This window comes from Marinobacter sp. THAF197a (assembly GCF_009363275.1).
In the GTDB taxonomy this organism is placed as follows: Bacteria; Pseudomonadota; Gammaproteobacteria; order Pseudomonadales; family Oleiphilaceae; genus Marinobacter.
On the sequence record NZ_CP045324.1, the window covers coordinates 4218783 to 4234327 of the forward strand.

Below are 15545 nucleotides of genomic sequence, written 5' to 3' on the forward strand. Positions count from 1 at the left end.
TCCCGTCTTAATCACTCAACGATACTCGTCAGGAAACCCCGGCAATACAAAGGTTTTCTCGAACCGGCGCACCGGCGGTACTTCACCACGCTCAGCCAACCGCAGATAGGCATCATCAAACGCCTCTCGAAGAATGGCGGCCCGGGAGCTGGCCAGCGAGAACATCCAGGCGCTGTTGCGGCTTCGTACTTCCGATTCCCGGATAATGGCATCTGAGGGGTGGGTCAGGATTTCTCGCACCGGTTGGCGGTAATCGAGCAGGTAATCACCTCGCTTTCGTTTCAGCATGTCCACCGCCGAACGATGGTTAGGCGCCTCGGTGATGCGAATGTCTGGCTGGTCTTCTAACCAGTACCTAAGGCCTCCATAGGTGTAGCCACCGATCAATATCACCATGCTGCCATGCAACTGGTCCATGTGTTCAAGCGGTTCTGTGTCTTGGCGATACCAGGCACTCAACTCCACGGGAATCGGGCTGATCCAGCTTTCCAGAACCGCCTCTTTCAGTACAGGCGTGGCAGATAATCCCAACCAGAGGTCAACGGTGCCGTCTTTCAGGTAGAGGTAGGTACGTGCCACAGGCAGATAGATGAATTCCAGCTCGTAGCCGGCCTCAGCGGCAACCTTCCTGGTAATCTCCACAAACTCACCCGCTGGTTCACCCTCAGCTGTGCGGTAGGTGATGGGCGGAAACTCCACATAGGCAACTCGCACGGCCTTCATGCTATATGGATTCTGGTCGTCAGCATGAACCAGAGCGGTATAGAAAAGTCCGACCAGAACAACAAAAAGCCCCGTCAGCGCCCAGGCGCCACGAGGCAGATCAGTGGAGTAACGTTGGCAACTGCGCATGTATACCGCTTATCGTTATCTGTTTCCCTAGAGAGTAACAGATAGGCGAAACACTGTGGGGCCAAACGTTAAAAAACGTGTACTCAGAATGAATGGGTCACCATGTACAGACCCACTCCCCCCATCACGATGGTGTACGGAAACGCCATGATCACCATTTTGCCGTACGACAGCCGCACCAATGGCGCGATGGCGGAAGTCAGCAGAAACAGAAACGCCGCCTGGCCATTAGGAGTTGCCACGCTGGGCAGGTTAGTGCCGGTGTTGATGGACACCGCCAGGGTCTGGAAGTGCTCATAGCTGATGGCGCCGGCATCCAGCGCCTGCTTGACCTCGCTGATGTACACCGTCGCCACGAACACGTTATCACTGATCATCGACAACAGGCCGTTGGCAATAAAGAACATGCCCGGCTGCTGGTGCTCCGGCAGGCTGAGTACGTAATCGATGATCGGTTTGAACAGATGCTGCTCATGAATCACCGCCACCACGGCGAAGAACACTACCAGCAGAGAAGTGAACGGCAGGGATTCCTGGAAGGCTTTGCCAATCTGGTGCTCGTCTGTGACGCCGGTAAACGAGGTAATCAGGATGATCACCAACAGACCAATCAGGCCCACTTCCGCAATGTGAAACGCCAGACCGATCACCAGAATGGCGGCAGCGATGGCCTGAATCCACAGGGATGCCTGGTCGGCTTTGGTGCGGCGGGCCCGCTCGTTCTTTGCGAACTCTTCCAGCACCTGGCGAACCGGCTTGGGCAGTCGGCCGCCGTAGCCGAACCAGCGCAGCTTCTCCAACGCCCAACAAGTTGCCAAACCGGCAAAAAACACCGGTACGCTGACTGGCGCCATGTGTAGAAAGAAGCCAACGAAATCCCACCCGACTACCTTGGCAATCAGCAAATTCTGGGGCTCACCTACCATGGTGGCAACACCACCCAGTGCGGTACCTATGGCCCCATGCATCAACAGGCTACGCAGAAACGCCCGGAAGTTTTCCAGGTCTTCCCGGTGCAGCTCGATCACTTCTTCATCGCTGCCAGCGTTGTGATCTCTTTGCTGGTAGCCTTTGCCAGAAGCCACTTTGTGGTAAACCGAGAAAAAGCCCACCGCCACGCTGATGATGACGGCGGTCACCGTCAAAGCATCCAGAAACGCAGAGAGCAAGGCGGCGGCACTGCAGAACAATAACGACAACGCCGACTTGGAGCGAACCCCCACCAAAATCTGGGTAAAAGTCACCAGCAGCAGGTCTTTCATGAAGTAGATGCCCGCCACCATGAACATCAGCAGCAGAATCACCGGGAAGTTCACCAGAACCTCGTGATACACGGCGTCTGCCGTGGTCAGCCCGATCAGCAACGCCTCCACCGCCAGCAAACCACCCGGCAACAGTGGATAACACTTCAGCGCCATGGCCAGGGTGAAGATGAACTCACCAATCAGCAACCAGCCTGTCACACCCGGCCCAAACACGTACATCACGATGGGATTGGCAATCAGAAACAGCAGAATTACCTGTTTGTACCAGACAGGCGCTTTGCCAAGAAAATTATGGGTAAAGCCAGACAAGACGGTGTTGGGCATTGCTCAATTCTTCTGAGGGGTGGACGCCACGAAAGTATGCGGCAGGGGGCCCGCAATCTTCCTTGATATTTGTGCACCGGGTAATGGCCAGAAGGTAGCAATCAGGTCAGTCATTAGGCGTATATGGGGGTACGCGCACCCCGGGACAGGGGCGAGAGTATAGAGTAAACCACCGGTTTTTTACACAAGACCCGATCAGAAAAAGACCTAAATGCCAGGCGATCCGAGACTCATCACTGATGCCATAACGGCCCAAGCCACGTTCTCCACCATCCGTCTAGCTGAGCAAAGCTCAGCAATGGCGAATAATCCTTGCCATTGTCCGACATTGGCAACAACAAGCAACTGGTGACAATCTCCGTAAAAATAACAAACCATTGATTTTATTAACTTAATTTTGGTGGCACACATACTGCTTAGGTTCAGGTCATATTCCTTTGAATCGGAGCAAAGACATGGGCGCATCACTGTCGATCGACTACGTCACCCACAGGTTTTCATCCTCAGCCGAACCTACCTTGAAAGACATCGACGCCCGGATTGAGCCGGGTCAGATGACGGCCCTTATCGGCCGCAGCGGTTGCGGCAAGTCCACGCTGCTGCACATGCTGGCCGGGCTGCTGATTCCGTCGGAAGGCTGCGTGCGGGTCAACGGTCACCAGATATCCTCGCCCAGTGCCAAGTGGAACATGATGTTCCAGAAAGCCTCTTTGTACCCCTGGATGACCGTTCAGGAAAACGCCGCTCTGGGCCTGTTGTTCGCAGGCCACTCCAAGCGCGAAGCGACCAGGCAGGTTGATGAATTGCTCGACATGGTGGGCCTGCACGACAAGAAAAAGGAAAACGTTCAGAGCCTTTCTGGCGGTCAGCAACAACGGGTTGCACTGGCAAGATCTTTGGCCACCAACCCCGAGGTGCTGCTTCTGGATGAGCCGTTCTCTGCACTGGACGCGTTCACCCGCTCTGCCCTTCAGGAGGAGGTGCCCGCCATTTGCCGCGAGCGCGGCATCACTATGGTGATCGTTACCCACGATATTGATGAAGCCATCACCATGGCGAACCGGGTGCTCGTGATGTCTCAAAACCCGGGGCGAATCGTCAGTGAACTTCCGGTCAAGCTGCCCTGGCCTCGCCGGCACATGGATGTCGGGTTTCAGACCTTGCGCGACGAACTGATGCAGCAATTCAAAGGCACCGACACCGGCTTGTCCGGACGGGATGCCCAGTCCAGCCAGCCCGCCGACTCGAAAGCCGAAAGCGCCGCCTGAACACGCCCAATCCTAATGAGGAAGATACGATGAAAAAGCCGACAAGCAAAACGCCCACCACCATGCAATCCGACCAGGAATACCTCCAGGAACACGAAATGAGCCGGCGGGATTTCATGCTCGACAGCCTGGCCCTTGGCGGCCTGGCCGCTGCGTTCGGGATGTCCGCCAGCACTGCGGCCTGGGGCAGTATCCAACACCCGGCCGATGAAGTCGTCCGTATCGGTTACCTGCCCATCACCGATGCCACTGTTCTGCTGGTGGCCCACGCCAAAGGCTTTTTCGAGGAGGAAGGTCTGAAGACCGAGCCACCCACACTGATCCGTGGCTGGTCACCGCTTGTGGAGGGGTTTGCCGCAGGCCGATTCAATCTGGTGCACTTCCTTAAGCCGATTCCGATCTGGATGCGCTACAACAACAACTTCCCGGTGAAGATCATGTCGTGGGCGCACCTGAACGGCTCAGGCCTGGTGGTTGGTCGCCATACCGATGCCAAAAGCTTTGCGGATCTTGGCGGCAAACAGGTTGCGGTGCCCTACTGGTACTCCATGCACAACATTGTGCTGCAGATGGGCTTGCGCCACGCCGGGCTGACACCGGTCATCAAGTCGCAAAGCGAGACCCTGGCGCCCAACGAGGTGAACCTGCAGATCATGCCGCCGCCGGATATGCCCCCGGCGTTGGCGGCCCGGAAGATCGACGCCTTTATTGTCGCGGAACCCTTTAATGCGGTGGGCGAAATGCTGGCCGGCGGCAAGATGCTACGTTTCACCGGGGATATCTGGCGCAATCACCCATGCTGCGTGGTCTGTATGAACGAGAACCAGGTCAACGCCAACCCGGTGTGGACCCAGAAGGTGATGAACGCGATTGTTAAAGCCCAGATCTATTCCCAGCAGAACAAGAAAGAAGTCGCTCACCTGTTGTCGCGCGATGGTAAGGGCTATCTGCCCATGGCGGCCAATGTGGTTGAACAGGCGATGACACTCTATGACCAGGAAAGCTACGCCGATCCCAACGCGATTCAGAACGCCGCTTGGGGCAGCGGACGCATCGACTTCCAGCCGTGGCCGTTCCCTTCCGCCACCCGGCTTATCGTTAACGAGCTGAAGCAAACCCTGGTCGGTGGCGATACCACCTTCCTGCAGGACCTGGACCCGGACTTCGTGGTGGATGATCTGGTGGACTACCGCTTTGTCAAAGCCGCCATGGATAAACACCCCGGCTGGAAAGACGCCCCGGGCTTTGATGCAGACAACCCGTTTGATCGGGAAGAGGTGGTCAAACTATGAGTACCAAAACCTCCGCTGCCCTGAACGCCCCGTCATCCGGCTTCAATCGGCTCAGTCCGCTGCTGAGCATGCTCGGCGGCCTGCGCTACCCGGCCATCGGTATCACCAGTCTGCTGGCGGCCTGGTGGTTCGGCGGCTACCTGGTGGCCAATGACCCAGACATGTGGGCCTTCGCCAATTTTGCCCCGGCGCCCACCTTCCAGGCGTTGTATGGTCTGGTGGCCAGTGGCTCCATCTGGCCCACTATCCTGTCCAGCCTGTACCGGATTCTCTATGGCTTGTTCTGGGGGATTGTTATCGGGGTGCCGGTCGGCGTGCTGATCGGCTACGTGGGCAACGCCATGAAGATTGCCAATGTGCCGTTTCAGTTCCTGCGAATGATCAGCCCCCTGGCCTGGATGCCGATCGCGGTTCTGGCCTTCCCTACCTGGGATTCGGCCATTATCTTCCTGATCGTGATGGCGGCGGTCTGGCCGATCATCTTCTCGACCGCCCATGGCGTGCGCCGGATCGATCCCAACTGGTTTAAAGTCGCCCGCAACCTCGGCGCCTCGGAACTGCACATGCTGCGACGCATCATCATGCCTGCGATCATGAGTGATGTGCTCGCCGGCATCCGGCTGGCCGTTGGCGTGGCCTGGGTGGTACTGGTACCGGCGGAGTATCTGGGCGTCACCAGTGGCCTGGGTTACGCCATCAACGATGCCCGGGATACCCTCTCCTACGATACGCTGGCCGCTATCGTGGTAGTCATTGGCCTGATCGGCTACGGGTTGGACTCCATCTGTAGCCTGCTGATAAAACGCTTTAACTGGCACGTAGAATAACGGTTGAGTCGCCCGGAACAAGGCCGTCCTCAGGGGCGGCCTTGTTCTGTTATGAAAGCGACAATGTCAGTCCAACGGACAATCAGGCACAGAGATTGCTGTATCAATCTCTGACAATGTCCTGGAATGGCATACTGCTCATGGAAAATCTCTCGTCACCACTCGAAAGTGATGTCATCAAGGCCGAGACCGACCTTACGGTTGTGCAAGAGGCCGCCAAACTGATCGGCCACTCCGGCTCTCCCGAATCTGCGATCACCGGCATACTGCGCCTGATGTCGCAAATGCTGGGCCTCAACCGGGGCCGGGTACTGCTGTCGACACCGGACGACAGCGCTCTGCACATTCAATACAGCTACGGCCTGACCCCCGAAGAGCGGAAGCGCGGCGTGTACAGCTTTGAAGAGGGCATCACCGGCCGGGTAATGCGCCAGGGCCAGCTGGCGGTGGTTCAGAACATCGATGAGGAGCCCGGCTACCTGTTCCGGGCGGTCGACCGGATGACCCTGCCAGACGGGGTGGTGGCCTACATCGCCATTCCCATCCTGGAGGGCAATACCCCCGTGGGTGTGCTGGCGGTCAACCGGCTGCGCATGCGGCCCAGATCGTTCAGTGCCGATCTGGTTATCCTGAGGATTCTGGCGACCTTTATTGCCCAGATCATCAAGATTAATTCCCTCATTGAAGAGCGTACCAACCACCTCCAGGCTGAAAACCAGGAGCTGAAAGACGCCCTGCAAAACCAGCAAACCAATCACGGCATACTCGGCGACAGCCGGGCGGTGCAGGATGCATTGCTTCAGGTAACCCGGGTGGCCAAAACCCAGGTGACGGTATTGCTCACGGGCGAATCCGGCACCGGAAAGGAGCGCTTTTCCCAGATCTTGCACCTGAATAGCGCCCGTAAGGAGCAACCCTTCCTCGCCATCAACTGCGCGGCCATTCCCGATCAATTGCTGGAATCCGAGCTGTTTGGCCACGAGCGGGGCGCATTCACCGGCGCGTCTGCCACCAAACCCGGCAAGATCGAGCTGGCCAGTGGTGGCACCCTGTTTCTGGACGAAATCGGCGACCTGAACCTGGAATTGCAGTCCAAACTGCTGCGGGTTCTGGAAGGCCAGGTGATCCAGCGCGTCGGGGGTAACAAAGACATACCGGTCGATGTCCGAATCGTCACCGCTACCCATAAAAATCTGCAGGATGCGGTCAACCGGGGTGAGTTTCGCCTCGATCTGTTCTATCGGCTCAACGTGTTCCCAATCCACCTGCCCCCGTTACGAAGCCGGGAGGGCGATGTGCGCATTCTGGCCCGGCATTTCCTGTTAAGTGCCAACCGGGAGTACGGCCGCTATACCCTGCTGGGCAATGGCGTGATGGAGCGCCTGGAAAGTTACAGTTGGCCCGGCAATATCCGCCAGCTGGAAAACGTCATCAAACGGGCCGTGCTGATGGCCGAAGACGGCACCATCAGCATCATGGACATTGAAGCGATCCTGCGCCAGGAATCCACCATCAGCCGGCACCTTGAGGCCGGCCAGCAGAGCTCTGCGGATCCCGCCGGCCCGACGTCGTTCAACAGCGCGATAGCACCGGGCAGCGGCGGGGCCCAAAACACAAGCAGTCCCGGGCCCGGGCGCCCTTACAGCTGGGTGCGGGCGGACGAGGCCAGTGAACTGACCGACGCCCTGCAGCAAACCGGCGGCAATAAAACCCGGGCAGCGGCTCTGCTGGGCATGACACCCCGACAATTCCGGTACCGACTGGAGAAGCTGAACATGAACAATGGAGCGGAGCCAGGCCCCGACAATGTCTGACATTGTCGGATTTTGATACCTGACAAAGGCAAGAGCCAAGCGACCATCGACCTCGACAAACTAATTTTATCTTTTTGTTTTTAAACAGATTAATAGCATATTTCAGAAGGTGGCACACAAGCTGCTCTGGTACAGATACAAGCCCGAACGTCTCAGGACACAACGGGCAGATCTGACAAACCCAACCGGAGCACATCATGACTACAGCCACTGCCAGCCAACCAGAAACCGTAACCGCTTACCTTCGCCCGATTGATCGTGACGGCTTGCTCGCCTTTGCAGAAAAAGGCCGTAACAACCCGGCCACTCGCGGCACCAACAAGGTTCACACGGTTACCGATGGCCAGTACCGCACCGTCAGCCACATCAATCAACACGAAGTGGTGGTAGACGAGCCCCTGCACCTGTTCGGTGAAGATACCGCCCCGGCCCCGGGCGAAATTGTTCTGTCTGGCCTGGGCGGCTGCCTGGCCGTCGGCATTACCGCCGTTGCCACCTGGAAGCAGATCAAACTCAGCAAACTGGAAATCTTCCTGGAAGGCGACATCGGCAATCCGGCCGCCTGGGGTGCCGGCGGCGCCGAAAAGAAACCCGAAGACATGGGCTTTCAGGATATCCGCGTGAAGGTACTGGTTGAAGGCGACGCCACGCGTGAAGAGCTGGATGAAATCGTCCGCCACGCCAACTACTTCTCGCCGGTGGCCAACACCATGCGCAATCCGATCCCGTTCAGCATCAGCCTGATGGAATAAGCCCACCCCCGGACTCCAGAGGTAAGCCATGAACAGCGCTGCTGTATCACCCTCAATTGCTCTTCCCTGGGCAGACGATGTCCAGGTGCTGGCGGATGTCAGCCAGATAGCCCGGGAGCAGCTTGCTCCCGCCGCCTACCGTATCGATCACGAGGGCTATTATCCGATCGATATCATGGCAAAACTCGGTCAGGCCGGCGCGTTTGCCGGCCATCTCGACCAGTACGGCTCTCGCTATGGCCTGGCCATCGACTCCATGCATGAGATCAGCCGGCACTGCGGCTCCACCGGTTTCATGACCTGGTGCCACGACGTTTGCGGGCTCTACATGGAGCAATCCGGCAATCCGGCTTTGTTGGCCCGCTTGCCAGACCACGCCGCCGGTAGAACCTTCGGCGGAACCGCCCTGTCCAATCCGATGAAAGCCTTCACCGGTATCGAAAAGATGGCGCTGAAAGCCAAAAAAGTACCGGGTGGTTATCGGGTTAACGGTACCTTGCCCTGGGTCAGCCACATTGCTCCGGGGCAGTACTGTGGCGTTATCGCCGCGGTCGACCGGGAGGATGGCAGTCGCTCCCACGAGATCATGTTTCTGCTGGACCTGGATGAGCGGGTAACGCTCAGAAAATGCCCGGAGTTTTCCGGGATGGAAGGCACCAGCACCTGGGCGGTTCCTCTGGTCGACTATTTCGTCAGTGAGGATCAGATGATTGCCGATCCGGTGCGGCCCTTTATTCAGCGCGTTCGCACAGCGTTCATCCTGTTACAGGTGGGCATGGCCACTGGCGTTATTCAGGGTTCGATTGACTCTGCCCGCGAGGTGGAGCCCTCCCTTGGCCATGTGAACCAGTATCTGCATGACCGCCCGGACGAGCTGCAGGCGGAATTTGACGACATCAAAGCTCAGGCCGCCAAACTCGCCGAAACCCCGTTTGATGGCAGCAAAGACTTCCTGCTGGACGTACTGGATCTGCGCGCCCGGGGTTCCGAAATGGCGCTTAAGGCGTCCCAATCGGCGCTACTGCATCAAGGCGCGCGCGGTTACCTGATGACATCGGCACCCCAACGCCGCATACGCGAGGCCCATTTCGTCGCCATCGTTACACCGGCCCTCAAACACCTGCGCTGGGAGATGGCCAAACAGATGCGTGCAGAGGTGCCGGCATGAGTGAGCAAAGTGTCGATCAAACCACGCCCTGGCGACAATACATTTGCCTCGCCTGCGGGCTGATCTATGACGAGGAGCAAGGCGACCCGGACAGCGGTCTGGCGCCGGGCACCCGCTTTGAAGACATTCCGGACGATTGGGAATGCCCGCTGTGCGGCGTCACCAAGACCGATTTCGAGCTATTGGAACGGCAGGAAATCACGGTTTGCGATCAGCCGATGCACTTCAACCGCAAACCCGGCGTGGTGGTGATTGGCGCCGGCATTGCCGGCTGGTCCACTGTGGAAGCGCTGCGCGCACTGGACGCCACGGTTCCCATCACCCTGGTCACGGCTTGCAGTGGCGATACCTATCACAAGCCCGAGCTTTCGGTGGCTATCAGTCGCGGCGCGGATAAAACCACGCTGGTGCGGGAAACCGGTTACCAGGCCGCACAACGGCTTGGTGTCCAGCTGATGGCGCAAACCTTTGCGGTTGGCTTGAGCCCGACGTTAAAGCAATTACGCACAACCCGCGGATCGCTCAACTACACCCAGCTGGTGCTGGCCCAGGGCGCGCAACCGATACTGCCGGCGCAACTGCCGGCGCCCCTGTGTTGGCGGGTCAATGATCTGGCCGGGTGGTCTGGACTGCAACAGGCGCTGGCGCAGGGTAAACAGTCCATCGCTATTGTCGGCGCCGGCATGATCGGCTGTGAACTGGCCGAGGACTTTGCCCGCGCCGGGCACACGGTCACCCTGCTCGACCGCAATAACGCACCGTTGGCCGGGCTGCTGCCCGACAAGGCCGCGTCCCGCCTGGTCAGCAGCTTTACCCAACTCGGCATCAGCTACCTTGGCGGCGTGGATGTGACCGGCGTGGCCGCACTCGACAATGGCAAGCGCTCAATCACCCGCCAGGTGGGCCAGCCCCTTGAAGTCGATCACGTTGTGGCAGCGACAGGCCTGGCCACCGATAACCGGCTGGCCCGTCACGCCGGCCTGCAGTTTCAACGGGGCCTTGCGGTCGATCCACACACACTGCGTACCAGTGACCCGGACATTTATGCGCTCGGCGATTGCATCAGTATCGACGGCATGCCTTGCCGCTTTATCGAACCGATCAAACATCAGGCACAAGCGATTGCCCATGCGGTCATGGGCCTGGATGCCGTGACCTATGAACATAACCCGCCGGTGATCAGGCTGAAAACCCGAGCCATGCCGGTGGTTCTTCGCGGTCAACCTTCGGCTGAGGGAACCTGGAAGACCGTTCACGACACGCCCGACCAACTGGTGATGGAGCAATGCCTGGACGATCAATCGATCTGTCATCTGACGGTCGGCTCGTCTAATCAAAGCCAGGCGGCCTGACCCCTGCGATCCGTCGCCGATACCAACTCCGGCATCAACCGGCCAACAGAACGTTTTGTCATTAACGGAAAAGGAAGCAACTATGAAAGCACGATTGATCCGACATTCGGCCTGTATGCTGGGCTCCCTGGCGCTGGCCACTCCCGCGCTGGCAGCGGAACACTCCCTGCACGATGCCCTGAGCAACGGGCAAGTCTCCGGCGATGTCCGTTTGCGGTATGAGGCGGTGGATCAGGACAACGCCCTCAAAGACGCCGATGCCCTGACCATCCGCACCCGGCTGGGCTACACCACCGGCAGCTACCATGGCGTGACCGGAGTTCTGGAGTTTGAGGATTCCCGCACGGTGATGGGCCTGGACGATTACAACAACACTCAGGGTAAAAATACCGATTATTCGGTCATTGCCGATCCGGAGACCACCGAAGTCGATCAGGCTTACCTGCAATACAGCGGCGGCGACGTCACTGCGCGCGCCGGTCGCCAGGTCATTGTCTATGACAATCAGCGCCATGTGGGTCATGTCGGCTGGCGACAGGACCGGCAGACCTTTGATGGCGTGCGCCTGACCTATGCACCCACGAGCCTGCTGACGCTGGACTATGCCTATCTCAACCAGCGCAATCGGATCTTTGCGGAGGCTCAGGACCTGGCCACCAAAGATCACCTGCTGAACCTGGGCTATCAGACCGGCTTCGGCAAGCTCAGCGCCTATGCCTATCTGCTGGAAGTGGACGACGGCACAAACAACGGCCTGGATACCGTGGGTCTGCGGTTTGCGGGTGATTACGACCTGGAATCAGTAAAACTGATCTACGCCGCCGAATACGCCAGGCAGGAAGCCAAATCCGGCGCCACCGAGTTTGACGCTGACTATTACTCGCTGAAGGCGGGGGCGGGCGTTAAAGGCATCACCATTGCCCTGACCTATGAGGTCCTGGGCTCCGACGATGGTAATTATGGATTCGCCACACCGCTGGCCACGCTACACGCATTCAACGGCTGGACGGACCAGTTCCTGGCAACACCGGCTGGTGGCCTGGAAGATATTTCGCTGACGGTATCTGGCGCTCTCGCGGGTGGTCGATGGGCGTTTGTCTATCATGACTTCAGTGCCAACGAATCAACCCCGGCCGTGGATGACCTGGGCGACGAATGGGGCGTGGCTTACAACCGAGGCTTTGCTGAACACTACACTGCGGGCATCAAGTACGCCCGGTACTCCGCCGGTGACAGTGCCGCCGGCAAAGTGGACACCAACAAACTCTGGCTGACCCTGGGCGTGACCTTCTGAGGATGACATGGACAGGGTTGAAATGCGGCTGTTACCGCCAGCGTTTCAACCCTGTTTTCGTTAACCCACTTGGCTTTCAGTTTTCCAAGCCAGGCGATTATTCCACCGTCACACTCTTGGCCAGGTTGCGCGGCTGGTCCACATCGGTGCCCTTGAGCACCGCCACGTGGTAAGACAGCAACTGCAGGGGCACGGTGTAGACGATCGGCGCAGTGATTTCGTGAACCGACGGCAACTGCATCACGTGGATGCCCTCTTCCGGCTTTACCTCTGCGGCTTTGTCGGCGAAGACGAACAGTTCACCACCGCGGGCACGGACTTCTTCGAGATTGGATTTAAGCTTTTCCACCAGGTCGTTGTTGGGCGCGACGGTAACCACCGGCATCTCACTGTCGACCAACGCCAGCGGGCCGTGTTTCAGCTCGCCGGCCGGGTAGGCTTCGGCGTGAATGTAGGAGATCTCCTTGAGCTTGAGAGCGCCTTCCATGGCCACCGGATACTGGGAACCCCGGCCCAGGAACAGGCTGTGGTTCTTGTCCATGAAGGCTTTGGACATCTCCTCGATTTCGCCATCCAGGGCCAGTACATCGCTGACCTGGCCCGGCAACAGGTGAATGGCCTTCACGATGTCGGCTTCCCGCTCGGCATTCAGGCCGTTGTGGCGGGCCAGGGCCAGGGTGAAGATCAGCAGGGCGGTCAGCTGGGTGGTGAACGCTTTGGTGGAGGCTACACCGATTTCAGGGCCGGCCTGGGTCATGATCACCAGGTCAGATTCCCGCACCAGGGAGCTGCCCGGGACGTTACAGATTGCCAGCGCGGCACGGAAGCCCGCTTTTTTCGCCTGGCGCAACGCCGCCAGGGTATCGGCGGTCTCACCAGACTGAGAGATACACAGGAACAGGGTGTCTGGTTGAATCACGTGTTTGCGGTAGCGAAACTCGGAGGCCACTTCCACGGAACAGGGTACGCCGGCCAGGTCTTCAATCCAGTAACGGGCCACCATGCCGGCATGATAAGAGGTTCCACAGGCGATGATCTGGACGTGGCGCACGTTCTCCAGCAGGTTTTCGGCATCGGTACCCAGGGCTTGCTCCAGCACCCGGGTAGCGGTAATCCGGCCTTCCATGGTGGCCTTGATCACTTTCGGCTGCTCGTAGATTTCCTTGAGCATGTAATGGCGGTACTCGCCCTTGTCGGCGGAATCGGCACCGTGTTCGAAACGGTTGATGGCGCGCTCAACCGCCTGGCCTTCGCGATCGTGAATCTCGATCTTGTCCTTGCGGATATCGGCGATGTCGCCTTCTTCCAGGAACATGAACCGGTCGGTAACCGGCAGCAGCGCCAGCTGGTCAGAGGCGATGAAGTTCTCGCCGATACCCACGCCCACCACCAGCGGGCTGCCTTCACGGCACACCACCAGGTGGTCCGGCTCGTCGGCATGGACAACCGCCAGGGCAAAGGCACCGCGCAGGCGGCTGATAGCGGCTTTCACGGCATCGTAAAGCCTGCCGCCGGCCTTGTAGTTCTTGCCAATCAGATGGGCGACCACTTCGGTGTCGGTCTGGGAGGTGAACTCAAAGCCTTCGGCTTTCAACTCTTCGCGGAGTTCCTGATAATTCTCAATGATGCCATTGTGGACAATGGCCAGGCGGTCACCAGACATGTGCGGGTGGGCGTTCACCTGGGATGGCTCACCGTGGGTGGCCCAGCGGGTATGGGCGATACCGAGATGCCCGGCCAGGGGGTTGGCGCTGATGGCATCGGCCAGGGCAGCAACCTTACCGACTTCCCGGGCACGCTGCACTTCCGGCTTGCCGTTGATCACGGCCATGCCGGCGGAGTCGTAACCCCGGTATTCAAGGCGGCGGAGCCCCTCCAGCAGAATACCCTGGACATCCCGTTCGGAAACCGCTCCTACAATCCCACACATGCTGTTATCACCTGTCAGTTATTCGGTTGTTACGCTTTTTTCGGCCGTTCCCAGCCCGCGATATTCCGTTGCTTGCCCCGGGCCACGGCCAGTTCGCTTTCCGCGACGTTGCGGGTGATGGTAGACCCCGCACCAATGGTGGCCTCGGCCGCCACCGTCACCGGTGCAACCAGAGAGGTGTTGGAGCCCACAAACACACCGTCGCCTATCTCGGTTTTGAACTTGTTGACCCCATCATAATTGCAGGTGATGGTGCCTGCACCCACATTCACATTACGACCCAATGAGGCATCGCCCACGTAACTCAGGTGGTTGATCTTACTGCCCTCACCCACTACCGCTTTCTTGGTCTCGACAAAGTTGCCCACCTTGGTGTTGGCGGCCAGTTCGGTACCCGGGCGCAGGCGGGCGAACGGGCCAATCTGGGCATTGGCGCCTACAATCGCGCCTTCAAGCACGCTGTTGGCTTTGATTTCAGCGCCATCAGCAATGGTGGAATCCTTGATCACACAGTTCGCACCGATCACCACGTTGCTGCCAAGGCTGACTTTACCCTCAAACACCGCGTTCACATCAATCCATAGGTCGTTACCAATGGTCAGCTCACCGCGTACATCCACCCGGGCCGGGTCTGCCAGGGTAGCTCCCTCGGTCATCAGCCTTTCTGCCTGCTGGCGCTGGTACCAACGCTCCAGCTCCGCCAGTTGCAGGCGGTTGTTCACGCCCTGCACTTCAAACGGGTTCAGGGGCTGAGACACCGTGACGGACAAGCCATGGTCAACAGCCATAGCGATGATGTCGGTCAGGTAGTATTCACCCTGGGCGTTGCTGTTGGATAGCGTGGGCAGCCAGCTTTTCAGGTGCCGGGCAGAAACGGCCAGGATACCGGTGTTTACCTCCTGGATATCTTGCTGCTCGGCGGTGGCGTCTTTCTGCTCCACAATCGCCTGCACCTGGCCCTCGGCGTTACGAACGATCCGGCCATAGCCGTGAGGGTTGTCCATATCCACAGTCAGCAGGGCCAGATTACCATCGTCCAGGTCACTGACCATGGCGTCGAGGGTGTCTTTGCGGGTCAACGGCACATCGCCGTAGAGCACCAGTACCCGGGCGTCGTCCGGCAGATCCGGCAAGGCCTGGGCCACGGCATGGCCGGTACCCAGTTGTTCGGTCTGCATCACCCAGTTCACCGAGGGTTCGTGCAGTGATGCCCGCACCTGATCTGCACCGTGGCCGATTACCGTGTGAATTTTCTCCGCCCCCAGCTGCTTTGCGGTATCAATCACGTGATGCAGCATGGCCTTGCCGGCCACCGGGTGTAATACCTTCGGTAGCGCCGATTTCATTCGGGAGCCCTGGCCGGCCGCCAGGATCACAACGTGTAATGGGCTCATGGGGCGGTACGCT

At 58.8% G+C, this 15545-nt stretch carries 12 protein-coding genes; 8 read left to right on the top strand and 4 right to left on the bottom strand.

The window, feature by feature from the left end:
• Window positions 1-15: 15 nt before the first annotated feature.
• Window positions 16-852: a substrate-binding periplasmic protein gene (locus FIV08_RS19460; protein WP_058090889.1), complete on the bottom strand. Its 837-nt coding sequence runs from the start codon at window positions 850-852 to the stop codon at window positions 16-18.
• Window positions 853-935: 83 nt separating this feature from the next.
• Window positions 936-2441 carry a sodium/proton antiporter NhaB gene (nhaB, locus tag FIV08_RS19465; protein ID WP_138437423.1) on the bottom strand — a complete coding sequence of 502 codons (1506 nt, stop codon included), beginning with the start codon at window positions 2439-2441 and terminating at the stop codon, window positions 936-938.
• A gap of 455 nt (window positions 2442-2896) precedes the next feature.
• Here nhaB and FIV08_RS19470 point away from each other — a divergent pair, with 455 nt between their 5' ends.
• The 8 genes from FIV08_RS19470 to FIV08_RS19505 all read left to right on the top strand — a co-directional run bounded on the left by FIV08_RS19470 (window position 2897) and on the right by FIV08_RS19505 (window position 12208).
• A complete protein-coding gene (locus FIV08_RS19470) occupies window positions 2897-3709 on the top strand; it encodes an ABC transporter ATP-binding protein (RefSeq protein WP_152439527.1) in 813 nt (270 codons plus the stop codon).
• 29 nt (window positions 3710-3738) lie between these two features.
• A complete protein-coding gene (locus tag FIV08_RS19475; protein ID WP_216646161.1) occupies window positions 3739-5001 on the top strand; it encodes an ABC transporter substrate-binding protein in 1263 nt (420 codons plus the stop codon).
• Complete coding sequence (locus FIV08_RS19480; protein WP_152439528.1) at window positions 4998-5828, top strand: ABC transporter permease; 831 nt, start codon at window positions 4998-5000, stop codon at window positions 5826-5828. Before FIV08_RS19475 ends, FIV08_RS19480 begins: the two co-directional genes overlap by 4 nt.
• A 140-nt stretch (window positions 5829-5968) precedes the next feature.
• Window positions 5969-7642: a sigma-54 interaction domain-containing protein gene (locus FIV08_RS19485; RefSeq protein ID WP_152439529.1), complete on the top strand. Its 1674-nt coding sequence runs from the start codon at window positions 5969-5971 to the stop codon at window positions 7640-7642.
• A gap of 197 nt (window positions 7643-7839) precedes the next feature.
• Complete coding sequence (locus FIV08_RS19490; protein ID WP_058090894.1) at window positions 7840-8394, top strand: OsmC family protein; 555 nt, start codon at window positions 7840-7842, stop codon at window positions 8392-8394.
• Between the two features lie 28 nt (window positions 8395-8422).
• On the top strand, window positions 8423-9562 hold the full coding sequence (locus FIV08_RS19495) for an acyl-CoA dehydrogenase family protein (RefSeq protein WP_058090895.1): 1140 nt from the start codon (window positions 8423-8425) through the stop codon (window positions 9560-9562).
• Window positions 9559-10914 carry an FAD-dependent oxidoreductase gene (locus FIV08_RS19500; protein ID WP_152439530.1) on the top strand — a complete coding sequence of 452 codons (1356 nt, stop codon included), beginning with the start codon at window positions 9559-9561 and terminating at the stop codon, window positions 10912-10914. The genes FIV08_RS19495 and FIV08_RS19500 overlap by 4 nt, the downstream gene beginning before the upstream one ends.
• A gap of 82 nt (window positions 10915-10996) precedes the next feature.
• The gene (locus FIV08_RS19505) at window positions 10997-12208 is read left to right on the top strand and encodes an alginate export family protein (protein ID WP_058090897.1); all 1212 of its coding nucleotides are present in this window, start codon (window positions 10997-10999) and stop codon (window positions 12206-12208) included.
• A gap of 97 nt (window positions 12209-12305) precedes the next feature.
• Here the strand turns inward: FIV08_RS19505 and glmS are convergent, their stop codons facing one another.
• Both glmS and glmU read right to left on the bottom strand, forming a co-directional pair.
• Window positions 12306-14138 carry a glutamine--fructose-6-phosphate transaminase (isomerizing) gene (glmS, locus tag FIV08_RS19510; protein WP_152439531.1) on the bottom strand — a complete coding sequence of 611 codons (1833 nt, stop codon included), beginning with the start codon at window positions 14136-14138 and terminating at the stop codon, window positions 12306-12308.
• Window positions 14139-14167: 29 nt separating this feature from the next.
• A complete protein-coding gene (glmU, locus tag FIV08_RS19515) occupies window positions 14168-15532 on the bottom strand; it encodes a bifunctional UDP-N-acetylglucosamine diphosphorylase/glucosamine-1-phosphate N-acetyltransferase GlmU (RefSeq protein ID WP_152439532.1) in 1365 nt (454 codons plus the stop codon).
• Between the last annotated feature and the right edge of the window lie 13 nt (window positions 15533-15545).